We start from the raw sequence: 20,516 nt of genomic DNA, 5'->3' as shown, positions 1-20,516 counted from the left end.
TCCAACCGTGGAAAAGGTCATGTCCAATAAGCTTGTCATTGCTCTATATGTATTGCCTTCTCTGCTGCTGTTATTCGCCGTAATATATGTGCCCATCGTTCTGACCGGCTATTACGGCCTGAATCAGTGGAATGGAATCGGCCCTATGACTTTTGTGGGGCTGGACAATTATCAACATTTGTTCACAGACAAAGCGTTCTGGCAAAGTGCCTGGCATTCGCTGCTGTTGGCCTTGTTTTCAGGCATCAGTCTGATTGGTTATCTGGTCATTGCGATGATTTTGTCAGGGAAAATCAAGGGAGCGAATCTGCTGCGAAAAATTTATCTGATTCCCATGCTGCTGTCTTCTGTAGCGATCGCACAGCTGTGGCTCAAAATATACCATCCAACGAACGGAGTGCTCAATTCCTTACTGGTGTCGGTCGGAGTCCACAATCCGCCTGAATGGTTAGCTAATCCGTCCTTGGTGCTGGTTGCCTTGTTCATCCCGATTATTTGGCAATATGCAGGCTTTTATATCCTGATCTATTATGCCGGGCTGAAAAACATTCCCGAAACGCTGATGGAGGCTGCCCGGATCGACGGCGCCAGTGCCTGGCAGATTGCGACTCGTATCAAATTGCCTCTGCTGCGCGAGGTGATTAACGTTACGATCATATTGTCCATTGTCGGCTCGCTCAAATATTTTGACCTCATCTACGTCATGACGGATGGTGGGCCGAATGGAGCCAGTGAAGTGATGGCTTCGTACATGTACCACCAGGCATTCCGCAGCTTTGATTTTGGATACGGTAGCGCTACAGCCTTTGCCTTGCTGCTCATCTGTCTGATCGCTACGTGGCTGATCCGCAAGGTTACGGCTACTAGTGACACCATCCAGTATTCATAATACAGTCATGTAAATAGATGAGGGTAACAAAGGACAGGAAGAGGGAGGAACGGATATGAAAACCCAGGCAGCCGCCAACTATCCGCTTGGAGTCGCTACCCGCGACAAAATGTTAACTCGGGTCGGTTATGCCGCTTTGTATATCATTTTAATCATCTTGGCGGTGACGCAGCTTTTACCGCTGGTGTGGCTGATGTTGTTCTCACTTAAAAATAATCAGGAAGTGTTTAACCTTCCGCCGTTTGCACTTCCGTCCCAGCCGCATTGGGAGAACTATATGAATGTGTGGACCAGCGGCAATATCGGGCGGTACTTTTTCAATAGTGTGTGGATTACGGTCATATCCGTGGCGTTGACGGTGCTGCTCGCCAGCTTTGTAACGTTTGCCATTACGCGTATGCGGTGGAAAGGAAGCCAGCTGGTCCTCGGTCTATTTATGGTCGGACTGATGATTCCAGTCCATTCCACCTTGATTCCGTTGTTCAGTATGTTCCTCAAACTGCATTTAACAGACACTTCACTCTCTATCATCCTGTCGTATGTTGCTTTTAATCTGCCGACAACGATGATGATCTTGCTGGGATTCTATTACGCCTTGCCCCGCGAAGTGGAAGAAGCGGCTGTTATGGACGGCTGCTCCGTCAACCGGATGTTTTTCCGGATCGTACTGCCCATGACAACCCCCGTCATGGCAACGACATCCATTATTAACATGATCTATAACTGGAATGAGTTTATTTTCGTCAATACGTTTATTAGTTCGGACGAAAACAAAACACTGACCGTCGGCGTTCAGAACTTTATCGGACAATATACGACCGACTGGGGAGCGATCGGAGCTACGCTGATGATCAGCATTTTGCCCATTTTGCTCGTGTTCCTCATCATGAGTGACCGGATTGTGGAAGGGATCGCAGCCGGGTCGGTTAAGGGGTAAAGAAAATTTGCCTGATTAGAAGAGCACGCCCTAGTGTAGACATTGGATCAAACCTCTTGGTTTGTCCGATGAATGCTAGGGGGTGCATTTTTGTGTGAGTTTGGTTATGAATTGAAGGAAATACTTAATGAAGTATAAACTCCATATTTTTAAGCTTTTTCAGTAAATAAATGATGAGCAAACATGTTGATATTTATGATGCCGACCAATTACGTGAATCCATCAGAGGTTATGATGTGGTTGGTAACTCTGATAGGGGGATAGCAAGGTCTTATTATACTCTTATAAAATCATTGTGACCAATTTTATTGTAATATCTCGATAGTGTATACCATTAAATAATTCTTTTTCTATTTTTTTTCATCCATCTTCTGCTTTAAATATTCAGCAATTTTTGTTTGTCCTCTTTCAATGGCAAACGCATAAGCATCCATATCTTTCATGTTGTCACCAGAGTATTTTATAGATATATCTATATTATTCTCGACTAACAATTTGACAATCTCAAAATGACCACCATATATTGCAGCGAACAGAGGATTTCTATCTGGCTCACTAGTATCAATCTCGACATTCTGGGTAATGAGATATTCAGCAATATCTAAATGCCCTTTTGTAGCTGCTCTTTCTAGGGCATTTGTAGAAAAAGTTCCACCCTGTGCATTAGTATCTATTCCTGCATTAATAAGATATTCTATTATTTCTAAATGCCCATAAGCTGCTGCTACATGTAACCATGTACCAAAGGGTGTCATCCATGTTAACATTTCTGGTTCTTTCTCAAGTAAATCTCTTAACCTATCCAATTGGCCACTTTTTATAGCACCTCTAATGTCTTTCGCACTATGAACTTTATACATTTTAGTTTCTCCTTTGAATTTTTTCTTCTAGAGTAGCTCGGTTTCCAGGGAATTATATAATTTCAATAATATCATCTAAATCTGCGCCTGCCGCATCAACTGCCTTTAAGCTATTAACGACATTTTCCAACGCAGAAAAATTATATTGTCAGGCACTGGGTAAGGAGCTTTTAAGAAGCCGCGGCGGCCAGTCCACAGACTAAAAAAGACCACAATACGGGCGGTTAGCTCGCATTGTGGCGTAATTTATACAAAGTTATTGACAGACCCTGGGCCGACAATTTACTATTCCTGAAAATGCCCAATTACTAATCAGTCATCTTATTTTCATCTTCTAAAATAATAATCCTATAAGTTTTATCTTTGACGATTAGTTTATTACCAACAGCAATGTCAATATCATTAAACTTTACCTCTATGTTGGTTTTCAGTTCATTCAGATCTGGTATTTCGTTGACAAATAAATAAAGGTCATTGATTTTTAAGCACTCAATGTCAATATCCATTTCTATTTTAGATATATCTTGATCTTTACGTTCAACGTTTTCGACTCTACAAATAATTTTGTCTCCATTATCCATACCTGCTTTACCTTTACCAAACCGTCTTTCAAACTCTTCTTTCTCTTTTCGAGCAGGTTCTAATCCATAACGAGATATCAAATATCCTTGTACTATTTCATAATTCATACTAAAAAGTGAAGAAAGCTCGTAGTAGTTTGGCAGCCCTTCTTTGAAAATATGAACCAATTCACATATAAGGTCAGCAAAGTTACTCTCCTTTATGATTCTCTCTAATTGACCCCTCTCGTCGTTCCCAAACCAGTCAAATTCATTTGAATCTGTGTCTACTATCACTCCAGCGAAATAGGGTTTAGCATATAGGAACTTTCTTTCCTCACTATTATTTGTATACATTAAAACTACCTCCCATCAATTCAGCAAATTCTTTCATCCATGCCATATCTAGCGCCGGTTGATCTCTTTGCCTTAATAATTCTGCGTACTCTGGTTTAGTAAGTACATTCTGTTTTGCTTTATTCAGAGTTATTTGTGTATCTATATTATCCCAATTCCAGCCATTTGCTCCCCGTTCTATACTAAGTGTTGTTCCATTCGGTAATGTAGCTCTTATTTCTGCCATATCAAAACCTCTTGCTGTCTCCAAATCCTGCCAACTAAACACACCATTATTAGGATGGTTATGTGTATACACTCCATCTTTAGACAAAGCTTTATATTTTGATACATCAATCTTACCTGGATGATAGTCTGTGATAAGTTTACTTATCGGGTTACCATTTTTATCGAATATAAGACCCCCTCTCGTCATCTTAAAGTAATCCTCTGCGTTCTTAACATTTGGTGGTGATGGGTCATTAATCGCAAATCGACTATAGTTCCGTCCTGTTTTACCTTCAAATGTAGTCCCACTACCTGCCTTAACAACATCACCCGTCCCCTCAATCTCTTTCCCTTTATTGGGGTTTGGAAGTTGGGGTGGCTCTGTTTTTTCATTTATGATTTTAGGACCTGGATGAACAGGTTCTTTAACTGGTGAATTTAGTATGGTTTTCGGCTTAAAAAATGAACCGGCTCCCTCAACCATCCCTGCTACACTAATGATATTGGACAAATGGTCTGGTGACAAAGGATCTTCAGGTGTCAAAGCTCCGCGTATAGCTTCTGTTATTCCAAATGTACCAAAATTGATTGCGTCACTACCAGAGTTACCTTGATTACGTGCGCGCTCCATATAGGCTTGATACAATCCTTTAGGTATACCAAATGACCAATAATCTAAAAATTCACCAATGGAGTTTAATTGATTTTGAGACCTTACGCTATTAGCCTGCTCTATGCCTTTGTATAATTCAGCTAGGCTGTTTGCTGTTTTTTGAGAAGCATGTGACTGCTCCATGGCTATTTGACTTTTTATCATCGCACTGCTACCCGTATGATCTAGATAACGATTCCACCAAGACTTAGGCTTCTCAACTTGTTGTTTAGGCTGCTGCTGTGCCATGCGGCTGTCGTAATCGTCTCTCCAGCGTTTTCTTACATCTTCCGGAACCTGCTGATACGCATGAACCATGGCATTCGATTCCTTCAGTAGGTTTTGAACTAGTTCCAATGTGCCACCGGAATTCACAATATGACGTGCACTCGTATACACTTTCCCTAGAATCCACTTGTTATAATAGGCTTGTTTAGCTTTCTCATGCTCGTGTAGACTAATTAACCCTTGCATGGCCAAACCAGCCAAGTATTTTAATGGGTGAACTTCGCTCCCCTTGCTACTACCTCCAACGGTAGGGGTTCCTTTGCTCCGAACGGGGATCATAGCGGTTGCTTTCAGAATGACACCCGTCGCAGGCCCACCTAAAGCTCCCGCAACAACGCCAGCCACTTTTCCCATCACTGGAATGGAGCCTAATAGCTTGGACACCGTACCCAACAAAGAGTTGGCCTGTTGAAGTGCAGCTGGACTTGTCACTTTGGCGGTAGGAGTGCTGCTTGATGTCTTAGCTGCTGATGGAGCTTGCGCCGCCTCATATGCTTTGATGCTCATCAATGGTGGCTCAGGTACAGGAGGGAGGTCGGCTACGAAAACAGGTGCCTTCACCGTACCTTCCTGATAAATCACCGGAGCCTTGGTATCCGTCTCACCATCCAGTACCATGCTGCTGGCTCCGCCTTTTAGATACAGCGCCGTTCCAGCTTCGAGCGAAAGTTTCTCGCCTGCATCGAGCTTCACGTGACCACCCTGAATCTGCACATTCCCGGGACTGTCAATCGTAATGCCGCTACTTTCATGCAGTGTAATGGAAAATTCACCGGAGGTGGATAGGGTCAGATCATGCTCAGACATTTCTACGCCGCTACCTTGCACATGTTGCTATACCTTGCACATGTTGCTATACCTTCACATTCGGCTGACCATTGGTGTGGCGTTGTTGTCGCAGTGAATCTGTTACATAGGCATCTTGTTCGCGGTGGGTAGGCAGATATAATTCCACCCGTTCCCCGATCTCAGGCATATCGTACCAGCCAATGTGTTCTTCGGCGACATAACGGGTGGCTACTGGAAACCAGCAGGCTTTGGCAGGATCTTGCTTGGGGTCGATGTCCAGTTGAAGCTGTACAAAATCCTCCTGTACCTTCAGCACCGTTCCTGTCAGTGAAATCCCGGTGGCCTGATCGTTTTCATACCGGGCATAGCGGATATCCTGTTCGACTTGAAGATCGTAACGGGTACGCAGTAAGCCATCCGTTAGTGTGGTTACTGCCCGAACCACGACCAGTTCTTTACCTTGTCCAATGGGTAACGTGATGAGGTCGCCCAGCGCATAGTATTGCAGGCTTTCGATCATATAGGTGACATACGAGCCAGCACGTTCGCCTGGCTTTTCCGCATCCAGCTCATGGAACGTTTTACGTACTCGATAAAATACATCTCGTTCCACTTTATGCTGCTTGCCTTCTGGCATCCCGAAGAAAACCTTAGGTGAGGCTGCGGTTACCTCTGGCACAAGTACGGAGCCAAAGCGAGAAGCGAGACGTTTTAAAAATGCCCAATCCGTCTCCTCATATTGTAAAACAAATGTCTCCAGTTTGGCATGGTTGCTTACCGTATCAATGGCATCTCCGTACTGATATTTTCGAACCAGCGCAGTGACCAGATCATCATAAGTACGGTGAATATCTTGATAGGAGCGCCTTTTACGCTTAATATCCATCTGGTACGAATGGGAAGCGGCCTCTAGTTCAAACGTATACACGCCTCGCACGCAGTGTACGGACATACGTGTAACAATCCCATGGAACAACCTTCTCAGCGATTGTCCCTGATCATCCAACTGACGAATCACAATCGGCTCTTGCTCCATATCCTGTCCGATGCATGCAGCTCCCTGTTCTTCGGAGAGCATGCCACTGATATGTAAATAGGCATGATTGTTAATGACACGTGTTATTTGAAGTTGTTCGATATGTAGTAGCTGAAAGGGACCATAAAAGCGTAGGCTTTCATATCCGATCCCATCTGATAATACGCTCAAGTGAGTTCATGACTCCTTTCTAGATGCGATGGATATTTCCAATTGAAGCACGTCATTTTGCAATTGCTTCTGATTATAGAAGCAGCAGATGGGTGCAACAGTGAGTCAAAATAGATATGTATTACAAGGTTTGTACGCTATAAAGGGACGAGAGGTGATATTTAATAAACAACCCAGCATATGTATTTATCGGTTAAAAGAGAGATTTAGTTTACAGAATGACCCAATCGTTGTGGTATTTACTATGTGTAAATCTGGAATTAGAAGATATGAGAGGGAAGTATAAGGTGGAAAAAAGCATATAATAGGTGGTAAGAGGGAGTATAAAAAGATATTTATAAAAGATTGAACTTTAATGAGAGATGAGGGTTCATGTTATGCCAAAAAACGATAATATGCTGGCCATTCTATGGATGCTGAATTCGGGTGTAAAAATGACTGCAAAACAAATATCCGAAAAGTTAGAAATAAATATAAGGACAGTTTATCGGTATATTGATGCACTGTGTGCCAGTGGAGTGCCGATAATATCCGACTCTGGTCATAATGGCGGGTATAGCTTGCTGAATAATTTTATTAGAGCGCCTCTACTATTTGATATGGAGGAAAAAAAGGCACTCCTTCATGCTGCTGTTTTTGCAAAAGAAGCTGGATACCCTTTGAGTGAGGCATTAAGCAATGCGACGTCAAAATTGAAGATGTATTCGAATCAAGAGCAGGAAAGTATACTTAGCCGTCATTTAGCCGGATTTGAAGTGATAAATCGCATGGGAGATCCTTCTCTTCAGCCGATATTGGCAGAATTGGAGCAGGCTGTAGCCAACGAATTCTCTGTAGAAATGGATTATCGCACAAGTCATGAAGAACAATCCAAGAATAGGGTGATAGACCCCTATGGAATGGTTTACTGGAACAGCAAATGGTATACTATTGCATTTTGTCACCTAAGGAATGAGATCCGTAGCTTTCGGGCAGATCGGATTCTACAAATCAAGCGTACTCCAATCCTATTTAAGCGTCCTGAGGCTTTTTCAGCTCGTGAATTTTTTATGCAAAATCTGTTACCTAATTTAGTGGGCAAGGACGGTTTAATTTCTTTAATGATCGGAGGCAGGTCAGAGGCATTGGATGACTTATGTCTGCATTGGTTTTTGGGGCATCATCTGAAAGAGCGGACCTCCAATCAAGCCATCTTTTTGCTTGAGGAAAAATCACTTCATACATATGTCCCTTATTTACTCCTACCCTACGGGAAGTCCATTCAAGTAATCGAACCACAGAGTTTGAAGAAAAAGCTTGTTGCTGTTGCGTCGGAGTTAATGGATTATTATCAACGTTAATAGCTTCACTGACAGCAGATGTCAGTGAAGCTCTTTTATAATGAGGATAATCATGGATTACCGAGGGCTGGTATCACTTGATAAATTATAAAATAAGGAGAACCTGTGAATGAATAGTACGGTATATCTGTATGTATTTGACACCATGGCAGACTGGGAGATCGGTTACTTAACTGCCGAACTGAACTCGGGAAGATATTATAAAAAGGGGCTGGCCCCATCCAAAATAGTTACCGTGGGAATGGAAAAGACTCCTGTCACTACCATGGGCGGATTGAAAATCCTGCCTGACATCAAACTGGATGAGTGCAAAATTGAAAGCACGGATGCATTGATTTTACCCGGTGGAAATACATGGACAGAAACCATTCACCAACCGATTTTAAAAATCGTTGAGAGGTGTTTAGAGGAAGGGATATGGGTTGCTGCGATTTGTGGTGCTACCATGGGACTTGCCCAGGCAGGATTGTTGAATTCACGTTGGCATACAAGCAATGATCTGGAATACCTCAAAATGACCTGTCCCACCTACACGGGCGAAAATTATTACAAAATGAAGTCTGCTGTAACGGATGGAAAACTGATCACTGCATCTGGAACGGCTCCGTTGGAATTCTCCGTACACGTTTTGAAAGCTCTGGGTGTGTTTTCTTCTAAAACATTAGAAGCCTGGTATAGTCTAAATAAGACTCATGAACCCAAATATTTCTATGAGCTGATGAATTCAATCCAATAAGGTATGGAGCATTAAATTGAACTGTTAAGATCATTTAAAGGAGGAGTTAAAATGACTGAAAGCAGAGAATATGTGGGAGTATCAGGTAAATATACAAAGAAGGGGGTGCCCAACGGCTTTACATCTATTACCCCTTTTATTACAGTGAAGAATCCTTCGGAAGCAATAGAGTTCTATACAACGGTTTTCAATGCAAGGGTTAAGGATATTACTGAATTTCCTGATGAGAAGGGCAATAAAATCATTGTTCATGCTGAATTAGATTTTGGAAATGGTTTTTTGCAGCTGGGAGCAGCGAATCCAACATATCAATTGGTCTTACCGCCAGATGGAGATAATGCGTGTTATTCTTTCGGAATTTACGTCATGAATGTGGATCAGGTCATTGAAAATGCGGTAACAAGAGGAGCGAAAGTAAGGGAACCAGTTACAAACTTTGTTTCAGGTGATCGATTCGGAAGTATACTGGATCCTTGTGGAGTAAGATGGTCTATTATGACCAGGATCGAAGATTTGTCAGAAGAAGAAAGTAGTCGTAGGGTTGCTGAATGGGCTAAAAGCTTTAGTGGAGAATAAATGCAATCATTTTTTTGGTGAAATTATTAAAAGTGACAGTTTGCTGAAATGATGTAATAGAAATTCTGGTGGCCCTTAAAGAAGTGTTAGGAGCCACCAGTAAAAACTAATTTACGATATTGTTACATAATAAGAGCCAGCTATACTTTTACTGTATGCTGTTCCAGCACCTTGAAGGGGTTAAAATAAAGGTGAGCTATCTTTTGATACCACACCTTAATTTTGATTAAGAATTATTGTCCAATTTGTTCTAAGATTTGTGTGTAAGCATTCCTATAATGATCGGGGTTAGGATCTTCTCCTATTATCTTGGGTACGTCAAAGTCAGACAGCAGGAAATGGTGTTTGGGTTGAACTTCATGCCTTGCTAAGCAACTCTTGCAACAGGACAAGGGACAGCCGTCAATTGCAATAATGTCACGTCCCGATTTTGCTGTTCTGACAAGTGGTTTGACATCACCACCAACACCAGCAATGCAGGACATTTCAGCGACTTTTTCTCGATCCATTTGTATAGCGATCATATTAGCGGTTTGTGCTGCGGAGGAACATCCAGAACATGAATAGACAAGAGGTAAATCAGTTCTTTTCATCTTTGTACACTTCCTTGTTTTTTCTTTGTGATCCATCACGGTATCTTTGGTTTTAGATGAAATAAAATTAAAATTGTTTGTATTTTAACTTAAATTTACAGTCTAAACCGTGATCATGATCACCACAATATGCTTTTAAAATCTAACAAAGGGTTAACTGTGTTTGTGCAAATCAGCTCGATCCCTCTTTGTAACTTAATTTTTCTAATAGAGAATTAGCCTTATCTAAATATAAATCTGGATGGTCATCCTTAATCAACATTAAAATTTCTTTAATTGTCTGTTTAGTTGAATTTTCTAGTTTCTCCAAAGCTTTACCGTAAGAAATTACTAATTCTTTTGAATTTAAAAGTGTCCGATGGATTCTCTCTGCCCAAAATTCCGCATGGGGCAGCATTGTGGAAGTACCCACTTGCTTTTAAAATGTAAACCTAAACAATCTTTAGGATAATGCGATCAATAGGTTTGAATAGATTCATTTTGGTGAATAGATTCATCTATTGATGAACATGAATCTTGTTGTTCGCTGGCGTAGTGCTTCCTTAAACCAATCTGGCCAATTTGATTTCCCCTCCTGTGGTTTGAGTGTGTTTGTTAACTCTGATAGAGAGGGTGAATCTTTGCTTTGGTATAGGAAAAAGCTCATCCCTACTTATAGATTCAAGTTGGAATAAGCTTTGGAAAATTTCGTTTAGTTTATGGGTAATTTTGTAGTAGCTTAACAGTAGAGTTATAAAACATTGATTACTATTATTAGGAAAATTGTCTTAATACGTTTTTAATTCTCTTTTCTAATTCCAGTCTTTCTTTTTCTAACAATTGTTCTTCAAAAATGTCTGATATGTTAAACTGCTGTAATTCTTGTTTAATTAGCTGTAGCCCATCGATCTTTGATAGTCCTTGGTCTAATATGTTTTCAGCAAGTGTTGTGTACACAATTATTTTTTCACTTAATGTATTTTTACAATCACGTTCAAATCGCTGAAATACACTAGAAATAACTTCATCCGCCAAGACATTTTCTTCGTTAACTTGTTTAAAGAAAACATTAACTTCATTTGTCAATTCATCGTAATACCAACATACTCTCGGATAATAGTCTAATATCTTATTTTCCAACTCGTGTAATACAAAATTCTTACGATTAAATAAGTCACTGTATTGCTCAGAGGTTAATTTTTGTTCTTGCTCAATTAAATTAAAATCTAGTTCAGACAATCTTTTGCTTAAATTGTTTTTAACGGTATACAAAACTCTTGGAAGAGTTAATAATATTTCCCCGTAAACGACATTAATTAAAGCTTTGTCTGTTTCACTTCTATTCATCAATCCTTCAAAATCATAGAATGTTCTTGCAATTGCTTCTTTACTACTCATCATTTCTTCATTTTTATAATCTTGGTAATTCTCAAGGATACTATCAATTAACTCATCATAACTCCAAGCCATTTTTTAACCACCTTATTCAATTATTTAGGGTTAATAGTCACGCCACCATTATGGATAACCTCAATTCTAACGTTAGGATATTCTTTGTCAAATTGTTGGATGATTTCGTTACAGCTTCCACATGTATCTTTTTCAGTGAAGAGTTTGATATTTCCTGATGCATTGTGATTATCACCTAATTGATCTGCTACATCATTTAAAATTTTATATTCTGTATCCCCATCTCTCATATATATATTTCCTTCTGCATCTGGAGCTTCGGTTGCCTTGAATTTTGGATTGTCGGGTTTGAAAGAGAACTCTTCAGTTCCAGGAATCTTTTTAGCAGAGCTATGAATTTTACTATGGGCATAAAAGTCTTGCTTCTCAACTCCTGAGACCTTCACTTCTGCATAAGCGAAATTACCTGTTTCTTTGTATTTGTTGGACAATCGACCTCTGGCCTTCGCAACCTCATCAATAACATGTTGATCCATTACAGAATCGATTCGACTGGTTGGAAATCTGTTTACCGTTCCCTGAGCAGCCTCGCCTGGCTTCTCAGCTTTATTAGGTTTTGAATTTGAAGGGTGGGGTGACTCTGTTTTTTCATTTATGATTTTAGGACCTGGATGAACAGGTTCTTTGACTGGTGAATTTAGTATAGTTTTCGGCTTGAGAAATGAACCGACTCCCTCAAGGAACCCTGCTACACTAATGATATTGGACAAATGGTCTGGTGACAAAGGATCTTCAGGTGTCACAGCTCCACGTATAGCCTCTGTTATTCCAAATGTAGCAAAATTGATAGCGTCACTACCAGAGTTACCTTGATTACGTGCGCGCTCCATGTAGGCTTGATACAATCCTTTAGGTATACCAAATGACCAATAATCTAAAAATTCACCAATGGAGTTTCCTGCATTTTGATACCTTACGTTATTAGCCTGCTCTATGCCTTTGTATAATTCAACTAGGCTGTTTGCTGTTTTTTCAGATGCATGTGCCTGCTCCATGGCTATTTGACTTTTTATCATCGCACTACTACCCGTATATTCCAGGTAACGATCCCACCAAGTCTTAGGCTTCTCAACTTGTTGTTTAGGCTGCTGCTGTGCCATGCGGCTGTCGTAATTGGCTCTCCAGCGTTTTCTTACTTCTTCCGGAACTTGCTGATACGCATGAACCATGGCATTCGATTCTTTAAGCAGGTTCTGTACTAGTTCCAATGTGCCGCCGGAATGCGCTATATGACGTGCGCTCGTAAACACTTTCCCAAGAATCCATTTGCTATAATAGGCTTGTTTAGCTTTCTCATGCTCGTGTATACTAATCAACCCATGCATGGCCAAACCAGCCAAGTATTTTATTGGGTGAACTTCGCTCCCCTTGCTACTGCCTCCAACGGTAGGGGTTCCTTTGCTCCGAACAGGGATCGCTGCGGTTGCTCTCAGAATCACACCTCCTGCAGGTCCACTTAGCGCTCCTGCAACAACGCCAGCCACTTTTCCCATCACTGGAATGGAGCCTAATAGCTTGGATACTGTCCCCATCATGGCATTCGCCTGTTGAAGCTTTGCTGGACTGGTGACTTTTGCTTTAGGGGTAGAGGCATGGCTGCTAGATGAATCCTTGGCTGCTGATTGAGCTGCTTCAAATGCTTTGATGCTCATCAATGGTGGCTCAGGTACAGGAGGGAGGTCGGCTACGAAAACAGGAGCTTTCACCGTACCTTCCTGATAAATCACCGGAGCTTTGGTATCCGTCTCACCATCCAGCACCATGCTGCTGGCTCCACCTTTTAAGTATAGCGCCGTGCCAGCTTCGAGTGATAGTTCCTCGCCTGCACCCAGCTTCACATGACCACCCTGAATCTGCACATTCCCCGGGCTGTCGATGGTAATGCCGCTACTTTCATGCAGTGTAATGGAAAATTCACCGGAAGTGGATAGGGTCAGTTCATGTTCAGACATTTCTACGCCGCTACCTTGGATATGTTGCCATACCTTAACATTCGGCCTTCCATTTGCGTGGCGTTGTTGTCGGAGCGAATCCGTTACATAGGCATCCTGTTCGCGGTGGGTAGGCAGATACAATTCCACTTGTTCCCCGATTTCAGGCATATCGTACCAGCCACTATGTTCTTCGGCGACATAACGGGTCGACACCGGAAACCAGCAAGCTTTGGCAGGATATTGCTTCGGATCAATCTCTAGTTGAAGCTGTACAAAATCCTGCTGTACCTTGAGCACTGTTCCTGTCAGCGAAATTCCGGTGGCCTGATTGTTTTCATACCGGGCATAGCGGATATCTTGTTCGGCTTGAAGATCGTAACGGGTACGCAGTAGGCCATCTGCTAAGGTTGTCACGGCTCGAACCACGACCAGCTCTTTGCCTTGTCCAATAGGTAACGTGATGAGGTCGCCTAGTGCATAAAATTGCAGGCTTTCAATCATGTAGGTGACATACGAGCCAGCACGTTCGCCTGGTTTTTCCGCATCCAACTCATGAAACGTTTTCCGAACTCGATAAAATACATCCCGCTCCACCTTATGTTGCTTGCCTTCAGGCATCCCGAAGAAAACCTTGGGCGAGGCTGCGGTTACCTCTGGCACAAGTACGGAACCAAAGCGAGAAGCAAGACGTTTTAAAAACGCCCAATCGGTCTCCTCATATTGTAAAACAAATGTCTCCAGTTTGGCATGGTTGCTTACTGTATCAATGGCATCTCCGTACTGATATTTTCGAACCAGCGCAGTGACCAGATCATCATAAGTACGGTGAATATCTTGATAGGAGCGTCTTTTACGCTTAATATCCATCTGGTATGAATGGGAAGCGGCCTCCAGTTCAAATGTATACACGCCTCGCACACAATGTACGGACATACACGTGACAATCCCATGGAACAATCTTCTCAGCGAGTGTCCCTGATCATCCAACTGACGAATCACAATTGGCTCTTGCTCCATATCCTGTCCGATGCAGGCCGCTCCTTGTTCTTCGGAGAGCAATCCACTGATATGTAAATAGGCATGATCGTTAATGATACGTGTTATTTGAAGTTGTTCAATATGTTGTGGCTGAAAGGGACCATAAAAGCGTAGGCTTTCATATCCGATCCCATCTGATAATACGCTCAAGTGAGTTCATAACTCCTTTCTAGATGCGATGGGTATTTCCAAGTGAAGCACGTCATCTTGCATTTGCTTCTGAATTGAAGCCGCAGATGAGTACAACAGTGAGTCAAAATAGATATGTATTACAAGGTTTGTACGCTATAAAGGGACGAGAGGTGATATTTAATAAACAACCCAGCATATGTATTTATCGGTTAAAAGAGAGATTTAGTTTACAGAATGACCCATTGATTGGGGGATTTACTATGTTTATTTTTGGAAGCAGGTGATACGGGAGGGAAGTGTAACATGCGCTAATATGGAAATAAGGTGATACGCCACATGGTTTGCCATTACGATGCTTTTCGTGTTGCCAAATCAGATACTTAAACCAAAATCGATCTAATTTTAATAATGGAGTGATAGAATGATATGGGTTCTTGTACCTTTAAATAGTGGGAATATTGAAGATTACTTACCAGACTTATATGATTGGAGTCTTACTGAAACCGAAAAAGAGCAATATATTTGCCGACCCATAAACGAACTACCTCCATATAACAATTATAAAGTGAATGTACTGAAGAGACTTGCGAATGGGCTATTAATATATATCTTAGTTGATAAAAGTAACAATAATAAACGGGTAGGCAAGATACAGCTTTTTGACTATAATTCTCGAAATAAAAGTGCCGAGATCGGATATTACTTGCCTTTAAAACATAGAAAACAAGGACATGCAAATGTATTACTTGAGTTATTTATAAGCACTATTTTTGAACGTAAGGATTTGGAGTTGAATAAAATTTATGGAACGGTTGCGGCATGTAATCAAGCATCCATAAAATTATTAGAAAAATTCCATTTTAAGCTGGAGGGGACTTATCGAGAGCATTATTGGTTTAGTGATGGTTCTATATGTGATCAATATCATTATTCTTTGCTAAGAAGAGAGCAGGTAAAAATAGAAGGCAATTAAACTATTTTTGAATGGAGCAATTAATTCCAACTATATCCTTACATTGCCTCGACACATGTGGAGTGCGTGGTAGTAATATATCGAGATGAGAAACATTGATATACGAGAGTTTAAGAGCAACTTGAATATGTTCCTGCATTCAAAAAAGAACTTTAGGGTTGAGTGCGAAGACATATTTTATTTACATACATGAGGCATGTGTAATCGACAGTGTTGTTTTGTTAGTGTAGAAGATTATTAGAGATGTATCGGTGTAAATAGTAAAGAGGGGGGAACCCTCTCTTTGTTGTTGGCTGTCATTGTACTATGATGTATGTTTTCTCCCTAAAACAAGTATTGCATCATAGGGGAACCCTTCCTCTTTTTCCAACTCAATAGCATTAGTTGAGTCTCCCCATAGTTGTTAACCATTTTCTAGGGCATGAGTGTTTCTTCTCCCATAGTACGTTGCTTTGTGTTGACGATTTGTTAGAAGGAAGCCATTTTATTTTATACAGTTTACGATGCTATACGTTTTTACTTTGGATGAGCTACATTTTTTGGCTGGATCTGAAGTAGAGTAGATCTTTTCAATGCACAGCGATTCCTTTTTTCAGGATTACCTTTTTACACAACTATGGGTAGTGTATGGGAAATACAATTTAATCTAATCTATAGATTCCTTAATTATTTTTAGTAACTCATTCAGTTGACGATAATTCTCGGCTTTTTTAAAAAGAATAGATGTTAATATTGTTCTTAATGCAAAAATCAGAACTACGAATAATAGTAAGGCTACCAGAAATATAATGGTGAGAACCCAATCTTTTTGATTAATAATACTTGGGATAATCTTATTAATATAAGCATTCCAAATAGGTAAACTAAAAACTGCAAAGAAAGATATCGGTAACCAGTTTTTAGATTTGATAGATTCGCTTTTTTCATCGAAATAACTTATATAAGTATCTAATATGTTTTTATTTAATTTTTTTTTATAAATTAGATTAGAGAGTTTGTTAATTCTTATTGCTTTGAGAACTGAAATTTCATAGCTTAATATTTTGTGCTCCATATGTTTTATATAATAAGGATACTCAGTTTTAATGTAGTTACGTGAAGCTCTGACAGACAAAATCATTGAAATGATATGTATGATCAAAGTAGATAGAGCTCCTAATAAGAGCCAAAATGAATAAGATTTCAAATCTGTTGAGTAAATGACAAAAAATAAAATTTCAAAAATAGCTGCAAATATTATCGCTACAGTGGCAACATTTTTGAGTAATTTTGATTTTTTATCCATTAAAACCTTTCTTAGTGAAAGTTCTTCGAAACAAGTATTATAAATAATCTTTCTTAACAAGAAGTGGGAATCTAATCTGGTTTTCATAAAAAATCTCCTTTATTTTTTTATATACATTATCGGTTTGTAAATAAAAAATACTAAATATTACTTATTGGAGATAATTAGGTTTTCATGTCTATATTACAAACCTCTCCTATATGTTTGTGGGCACACTACGTCTGATTGCCAATATTTATTATTACTTTTGAATGTGTTGGATATATAGAAAACCAAAGGAAATAACGAAAACAACCAATTTCTGATTCTTTGTTTATGGTAATTTTATATATAATTTTATGTTTTTCGGTTACTTAACTAAAAGATTGGAATATATAGGTTGTATTCAAAATTAGGTCCTTGGAATCATGCAAGAAACTTTTTTTGTTCCATATATCCCCATGAATATGCTATAGTGTAAGAAATAAAGAAGAATTATGCAATATTTAGTAGGAAAATGGATTAGAGTATTCCCTTAGACTTGGGTATATAGTCTTTCTTTGATATTGGTTGAGATTTTTCGATGAGGTGAAAAACGGTTGGCAAGAACGTATTATGCAGAAGGCAGACAAGTTGCTTACGTATTGAGAGGGCTATTTATTATAGTCGGACTTACTATTTATTTTAAAATACCTGGTCTACATTGGGGATACCTTTTTGGTATCTTACTTGGCTCTGTGATTCTTGGAGAAATCTTGGGATTGATGTGGACACGAAAGCGGCGACAGAAAAAGAAAGGTAAACAGAGAGCTGGTACGAAAAAAACAGGTAGGGGTAGAGCTGCTAGCACGAACAATGGAGTACGTAAGGCAAGAACAAAAACAACGAGTAAAAAACTGACCGATGTACAGATTCTCCAAGCTGATGTAGATACACTATCAGGAACAGATTTTGAACGATTAATGGAGCTTTATTATACAGATCAAGGTTACTCAGTACAGCGAATTGGCGGGTCAGGTGATCATGAAGTCGATTTGATTCTCAAAGGTAAAGAGGGTTATAAAATCGCCGTTCAGTGCAAACGCTGGAAGCGTGATGTCGGGAATGATATAGTACTCCGGCTCAAGGCTGGTAAGCAGGTACACGGTTGTTATGATGCTTGGATTGTGACGACGAGTAATTTTACAAAGGCTGCTAAAGAGGCGGCGGATAGGTTGAACATTAAATTGATTAATGGGCTTTCACTAGATGATAAATTGAGAAGGTGGAAATGATTACTACGATATTTAAAGTGAAGAATATTCAACCAAAACAATATAAAAGTCATTGGAGGAAATTATAATGCGTTTGAAAATTAAGGATTGGTTAACAACACAAAAAGTACATATAGAAGCAGAACAATTACTTCAAGAAGCAATTCTGTTATAAAGGATCGGCGTATAAAGCAAGCCTCTTGTTCTCTTATTTATTTTTTCAAACTACTTTAAAATATAGAATTCTTAGTAATGATTTGCCGAACGAAATTAATAAGTCTGATTTAAAAGAATTAATTGATTTAGTTGATAAGGAGGACAAATGGGACAAGGTGGTATTTGATATAACAAACCGAATAAAGGAGCCATCTCTTTTTTTTAAAGACTACCCTGAGTTTATACGTTCTATTTGGTTTGCTCCAGGAGAACTTACCGAGGTTTGAGTAGTGATTGCGCTTTTACGGCTAAAGCTAATACTGTCAGATCAAGTTGAAGAATCTATAGTAAGACTTATTGAATGCCAGGCCATAGTTGAACCAAGAGATCTATTAGAAGAATAATTGGAAATATTAACAGATAATAACTTCATAGAGCTATTCAAACATTATGCATTTGCTAAATACGAACCCTTTATAAGGTTGTTTGAATGGGCTAATTATCATAAGAAGAATGCAATTATTTAGTATTTTGAAAAATATGGATTTGACAAAGATGTTGTCCAAGCTTTATATAATACATTTTCTTATGAGAGCCATCCTTGGCATCTACGAGATGCAATTAGATTAATGTTCAGAATAACTCCACAACTTCAAGAGCAATGTGTTTCTGTATGTGAAGAATTTGAGGTTCCCGTTGTATCTATGCTCATTCCTTAATCTGGAGGTGCGAATATGACTTACGATAACTTGAAACAATATTTACCACAATAAGTTCCCGATCCTCTTTTAACATAAAGCCGATTGAGCAGTATAGGACTCACGCCAACAGCCGAGCATACTGCCTTTGTCTTTTATCCAGAGTAAAACGTTCATTTAAATTATATGATATAAATTCAACCAGAAAGTGGAAGTAACAAAAGGGCTTCTCGCTTGTGGTAAAGGAATTTAAGAGTTGATGAGGTATTAGCAGAGCGTAAACACGAGCTTGAGATAAGAAAAGGTCAATTGGGCTTATAGTCGTTTGTAGAAAGGGATGCTTACAAGAAGACATCTTTTTTAGCTCATCAATAGATCTCGAAAATAATGTAAAAAAGTAATTGGATATTATTGTCGTATTATAGTGTATAAATCTTATAATTCTAAATTAAAAGAGGGTTATTATGACTAAAGACCATTCAGCCGCTGGTCAAGCACTAGGGTATGTATATCAGTTTGATCGCGCCACATACAGATTGTTTCAAGCTGGGATAGATGTAATAGAAATTGGAATTGAAGATATAGATGATGTGAGCGTGCATCTTGATTCTGGGAAAGAAATAAGAGAGCAAGATAAATCTACTGTAAACTCTGGATCGCCCTTATCTGATAGGAGTGTTGCTCTGTGGAAAACACTACATATATGGGCTGAGTTATTAAACAGTGACCCTTCAGTATTAGATTATACTGAATTCCACCTTGTTACTAATGGAAGTGTTCATGATGACTGCCTAGCTCAGAGGATACATAAAGCTACTGATGAGGATTCTTCTAAATTAGTGTGCGATGAAATATACGAAATCCTTCCAACTTTAAGGAAAGATTTATCCCCTTTTGGACAGTCTATAGGTAAGATGGTACCCGAATTACTACGTTCATTGATAATTAAAGTTTCAGTATTTGATAAGGTGAGTCCTAGGTTTGGAGGAGATATTAAGGATATTCCAGCCCTTCGTTTTTATGATGATGGCATTAAGATCAGTTTATTTGACCAAATTAATGGTTGGATTAAACGTAGGATACGTCAGGCAGTAGAGAATGATCTTCCACCTCGAATATTACGTAAGGACTTTGATCGTGAACTCCAAGCATTGATAAGAAGAGTAACAGTTGCACGGTTGTCTGCGATTATTGAACCTTTTACGAGCGATATTGAATTCAATGATTTTCAGTTCCATGGTTTTGTACAGCAACTTGATTGGATTAATCTTGATGAAGAAACTATTAGAGAAGCTATAATTCACTATTCTCATGCACAAGATACTCGGATGAAATGGACTGATAACAGCTTAGTTTCAGAGGCGACATTATCATTGTATGAGAAAGATTTAACTGATAGGTGGAAAATAGCACATAGACGTGCATTAAGGCAACCTTTTAGCGAAGATCTTCAGGGACAAGAATGTTTGGATGCAACTTTGTCAGAAGATACTTATATTGACAATGAAATTATGCCCAAGCCAATTACTTGTGGCAATTTTCATGCTCTAGCTCACTTTACGGATGAACACGAACCACAAATTGGTTGGCACCCACAATTTAAAAAATTATCGAAGGGAACCGAGTAA

The 20,516-nt window shown here is 39.5% G+C and carries 15 protein-coding genes and 1 pseudogene; 8 read left to right on the top strand and 8 right to left on the bottom strand.

The genetic code is table 11. The features are described from left to right. Nucleotides 1-7: 7 nt before the first annotated feature. Together AC5ELV_RS13190 and AC5ELV_RS13185 are read left to right on the top strand one after the other, a co-directional pair. Nucleotides 8-889, top strand: coding sequence for a carbohydrate ABC transporter permease (locus tag AC5ELV_RS13190; protein WP_149093773.1), 882 nt, complete (start codon nucleotides 8-10; stop codon nucleotides 887-889). A gap of 55 nt (nucleotides 890-944) precedes the next feature. After that, a complete protein-coding gene (locus tag AC5ELV_RS13185; RefSeq protein ID WP_493430568.1) occupies nucleotides 945-1,826 on the top strand; it encodes a carbohydrate ABC transporter permease in 882 nt (293 codons plus the stop codon). 350 nt (nucleotides 1,827-2,176) lie between these two features. Here the strand turns inward: AC5ELV_RS13185 and AC5ELV_RS13180 are convergent, their stop codons facing one another. From AC5ELV_RS13180 to AC5ELV_RS13170, 3 genes and pseudogenes are all read right to left on the bottom strand, one after another. Further along, nucleotides 2,177-2,686, bottom strand: coding sequence for an ankyrin repeat domain-containing protein (locus AC5ELV_RS13180; protein WP_493430567.1), 510 nt, complete (start codon nucleotides 2,684-2,686; stop codon nucleotides 2,177-2,179). A gap of 308 nt (nucleotides 2,687-2,994) precedes the next feature. Continuing rightward, nucleotides 2,995-3,603: a hypothetical protein gene (locus AC5ELV_RS13175; protein ID WP_493430566.1), complete on the bottom strand. Its 609-nt coding sequence runs from the start codon at nucleotides 3,601-3,603 to the stop codon at nucleotides 2,995-2,997. Then, nucleotides 3,590-6,746, bottom strand: a pseudogene (locus tag AC5ELV_RS13170) (contractile injection system protein, VgrG/Pvc8 family). The gene AC5ELV_RS13175 and the pseudogene AC5ELV_RS13170 overlap by 14 nt, the downstream one beginning before the upstream one ends. Before the next feature lie 377 nt (nucleotides 6,747-7,123). On the opposite strand from AC5ELV_RS13170, the gene AC5ELV_RS13165 reads away from it, so the two are divergent. The 3 genes from AC5ELV_RS13165 to AC5ELV_RS13155 all read left to right on the top strand — a co-directional run bounded on the left by AC5ELV_RS13165 (nucleotide 7,124) and on the right by AC5ELV_RS13155 (nucleotide 9,398). Further along, entirely contained in the window at nucleotides 7,124-8,086 is a 963-nt protein-coding gene (locus AC5ELV_RS13165; RefSeq protein ID WP_493430565.1) for a helix-turn-helix transcriptional regulator, read from the top strand. Nucleotides 8,087-8,195: 109 nt separating this feature from the next. Then, nucleotides 8,196-8,822 carry a type 1 glutamine amidotransferase family protein gene (locus AC5ELV_RS13160; protein ID WP_493430564.1) on the top strand — a complete coding sequence of 209 codons (627 nt, stop codon included), beginning with the start codon at nucleotides 8,196-8,198 and terminating at the stop codon, nucleotides 8,820-8,822. A gap of 51 nt (nucleotides 8,823-8,873) precedes the next feature. Continuing rightward, nucleotides 8,874-9,398, top strand: coding sequence for a VOC family protein (locus tag AC5ELV_RS13155; protein ID WP_493430563.1), 525 nt, complete (start codon nucleotides 8,874-8,876; stop codon nucleotides 9,396-9,398). A gap of 233 nt (nucleotides 9,399-9,631) precedes the next feature. Here the strand turns inward: AC5ELV_RS13155 and AC5ELV_RS13150 are convergent, their stop codons facing one another. The 4 genes from AC5ELV_RS13150 to AC5ELV_RS13135 form a co-directional block, all read right to left on the bottom strand. Continuing rightward, nucleotides 9,632-9,991 carry a putative zinc-binding protein gene (locus AC5ELV_RS13150; RefSeq protein ID WP_013311396.1) on the bottom strand — a complete coding sequence of 120 codons (360 nt, stop codon included), beginning with the start codon at nucleotides 9,989-9,991 and terminating at the stop codon, nucleotides 9,632-9,634. 172 nt (nucleotides 9,992-10,163) lie between these two features. Beyond that, nucleotides 10,164-10,388, bottom strand: coding sequence for a hypothetical protein (locus AC5ELV_RS13145; RefSeq protein ID WP_493430562.1), 225 nt, complete (start codon nucleotides 10,386-10,388; stop codon nucleotides 10,164-10,166). A 356-nt stretch (nucleotides 10,389-10,744) separates the two neighbouring features. Next, a complete protein-coding gene (locus AC5ELV_RS13140) occupies nucleotides 10,745-11,440 on the bottom strand; it encodes an Imm3 family immunity protein (RefSeq protein WP_493430561.1) in 696 nt (231 codons plus the stop codon). 20 nt (nucleotides 11,441-11,460) lie between these two features. Beyond that, on the bottom strand, nucleotides 11,461-14,562 hold the full coding sequence (locus AC5ELV_RS13135) for a deaminase domain-containing protein (RefSeq protein ID WP_493430560.1): 3,102 nt from the start codon (nucleotides 14,560-14,562) through the stop codon (nucleotides 11,461-11,463). 403 nt (nucleotides 14,563-14,965) lie between these two features. On the opposite strand from AC5ELV_RS13135, the gene AC5ELV_RS13130 reads away from it, so the two are divergent. Beyond that, nucleotides 14,966-15,517: a GNAT family N-acetyltransferase gene (locus tag AC5ELV_RS13130; RefSeq protein ID WP_493430559.1), complete on the top strand. Its 552-nt coding sequence runs from the start codon at nucleotides 14,966-14,968 to the stop codon at nucleotides 15,515-15,517. 646 nt (nucleotides 15,518-16,163) lie between these two features. Here the strand turns inward: AC5ELV_RS13130 and AC5ELV_RS13125 are convergent. Continuing rightward, the gene (locus AC5ELV_RS13125; RefSeq protein WP_025718183.1) at nucleotides 16,164-16,889 is read right to left on the bottom strand and encodes a hypothetical protein; all 726 of its coding nucleotides are present in this window, start codon (nucleotides 16,887-16,889) and stop codon (nucleotides 16,164-16,166) included. 491 nt (nucleotides 16,890-17,380) lie between these two features. Here AC5ELV_RS13125 and AC5ELV_RS13120 point away from each other — a divergent pair, with 491 nt between their 5' ends. Then, a complete protein-coding gene (locus AC5ELV_RS13120; protein WP_025718181.1) occupies nucleotides 17,381-18,055 on the top strand; it encodes a restriction endonuclease in 675 nt (224 codons plus the stop codon). Nucleotides 18,056-19,352: 1,297 nt separating this feature from the next. After that, nucleotides 19,353-20,516, top strand: coding sequence for an ABC-three component system protein (locus tag AC5ELV_RS13115; protein WP_493430558.1), 1,164 nt, complete (start codon nucleotides 19,353-19,355; stop codon nucleotides 20,514-20,516).

The sequence above is a fragment of the Paenibacillus sp. NMA1017 genome, assembly GCF_058895805.1.
This window is presented reverse-complemented; position numbering and strand designations above follow the sequence as displayed.

Bases quoted from the DNA above. Each gene is read 5' to 3' on its own strand.
- AC5ELV_RS13185 (WP_493430568.1), top strand. From the start codon at position 945: ATGAAAACCCAGGCAGCCGCCAACTATCCGCTTGGAGTCGCTACCCGC.
- AC5ELV_RS13180 (WP_493430567.1), bottom strand. From the start codon at position 2,686: ATGTATAAAGTTCATAGTGCGAAAGACATTAGAGGTGCTATAAAAAGT.
- AC5ELV_RS13175 (WP_493430566.1), bottom strand. From the start codon at position 3,603: ATGTATACAAATAATAGTGAGGAAAGAAAGTTCCTATATGCTAAACCC.
- AC5ELV_RS13165 (WP_493430565.1), top strand. From the start codon at position 7,124: ATGCCAAAAAACGATAATATGCTGGCCATTCTATGGATGCTGAATTCG.
- AC5ELV_RS13160 (WP_493430564.1), top strand. From the start codon at position 8,196: ATGAATAGTACGGTATATCTGTATGTATTTGACACCATGGCAGACTGG.
- AC5ELV_RS13155 (WP_493430563.1), top strand. From the start codon at position 8,874: ATGACTGAAAGCAGAGAATATGTGGGAGTATCAGGTAAATATACAAAG.
- AC5ELV_RS13150 (WP_013311396.1), bottom strand. From the start codon at position 9,991: ATGAAAAGAACTGATTTACCTCTTGTCTATTCATGTTCTGGATGTTCC.
- AC5ELV_RS13145 (WP_493430562.1), bottom strand. From the start codon at position 10,388: ATGCTGCCCCATGCGGAATTTTGGGCAGAGAGAATCCATCGGACACTT.
- AC5ELV_RS13140 (WP_493430561.1), bottom strand. From the start codon at position 11,440: ATGGCTTGGAGTTATGATGAGTTAATTGATAGTATCCTTGAGAATTAC.
- AC5ELV_RS13130 (WP_493430559.1), top strand. From the start codon at position 14,966: ATGATATGGGTTCTTGTACCTTTAAATAGTGGGAATATTGAAGATTAC.
- AC5ELV_RS13125 (WP_025718183.1), bottom strand. From the start codon at position 16,889: ATGAAAACCAGATTAGATTCCCACTTCTTGTTAAGAAAGATTATTTAT.
- AC5ELV_RS13115 (WP_493430558.1), top strand. From the start codon at position 19,353: ATGACTAAAGACCATTCAGCCGCTGGTCAAGCACTAGGGTATGTATAT.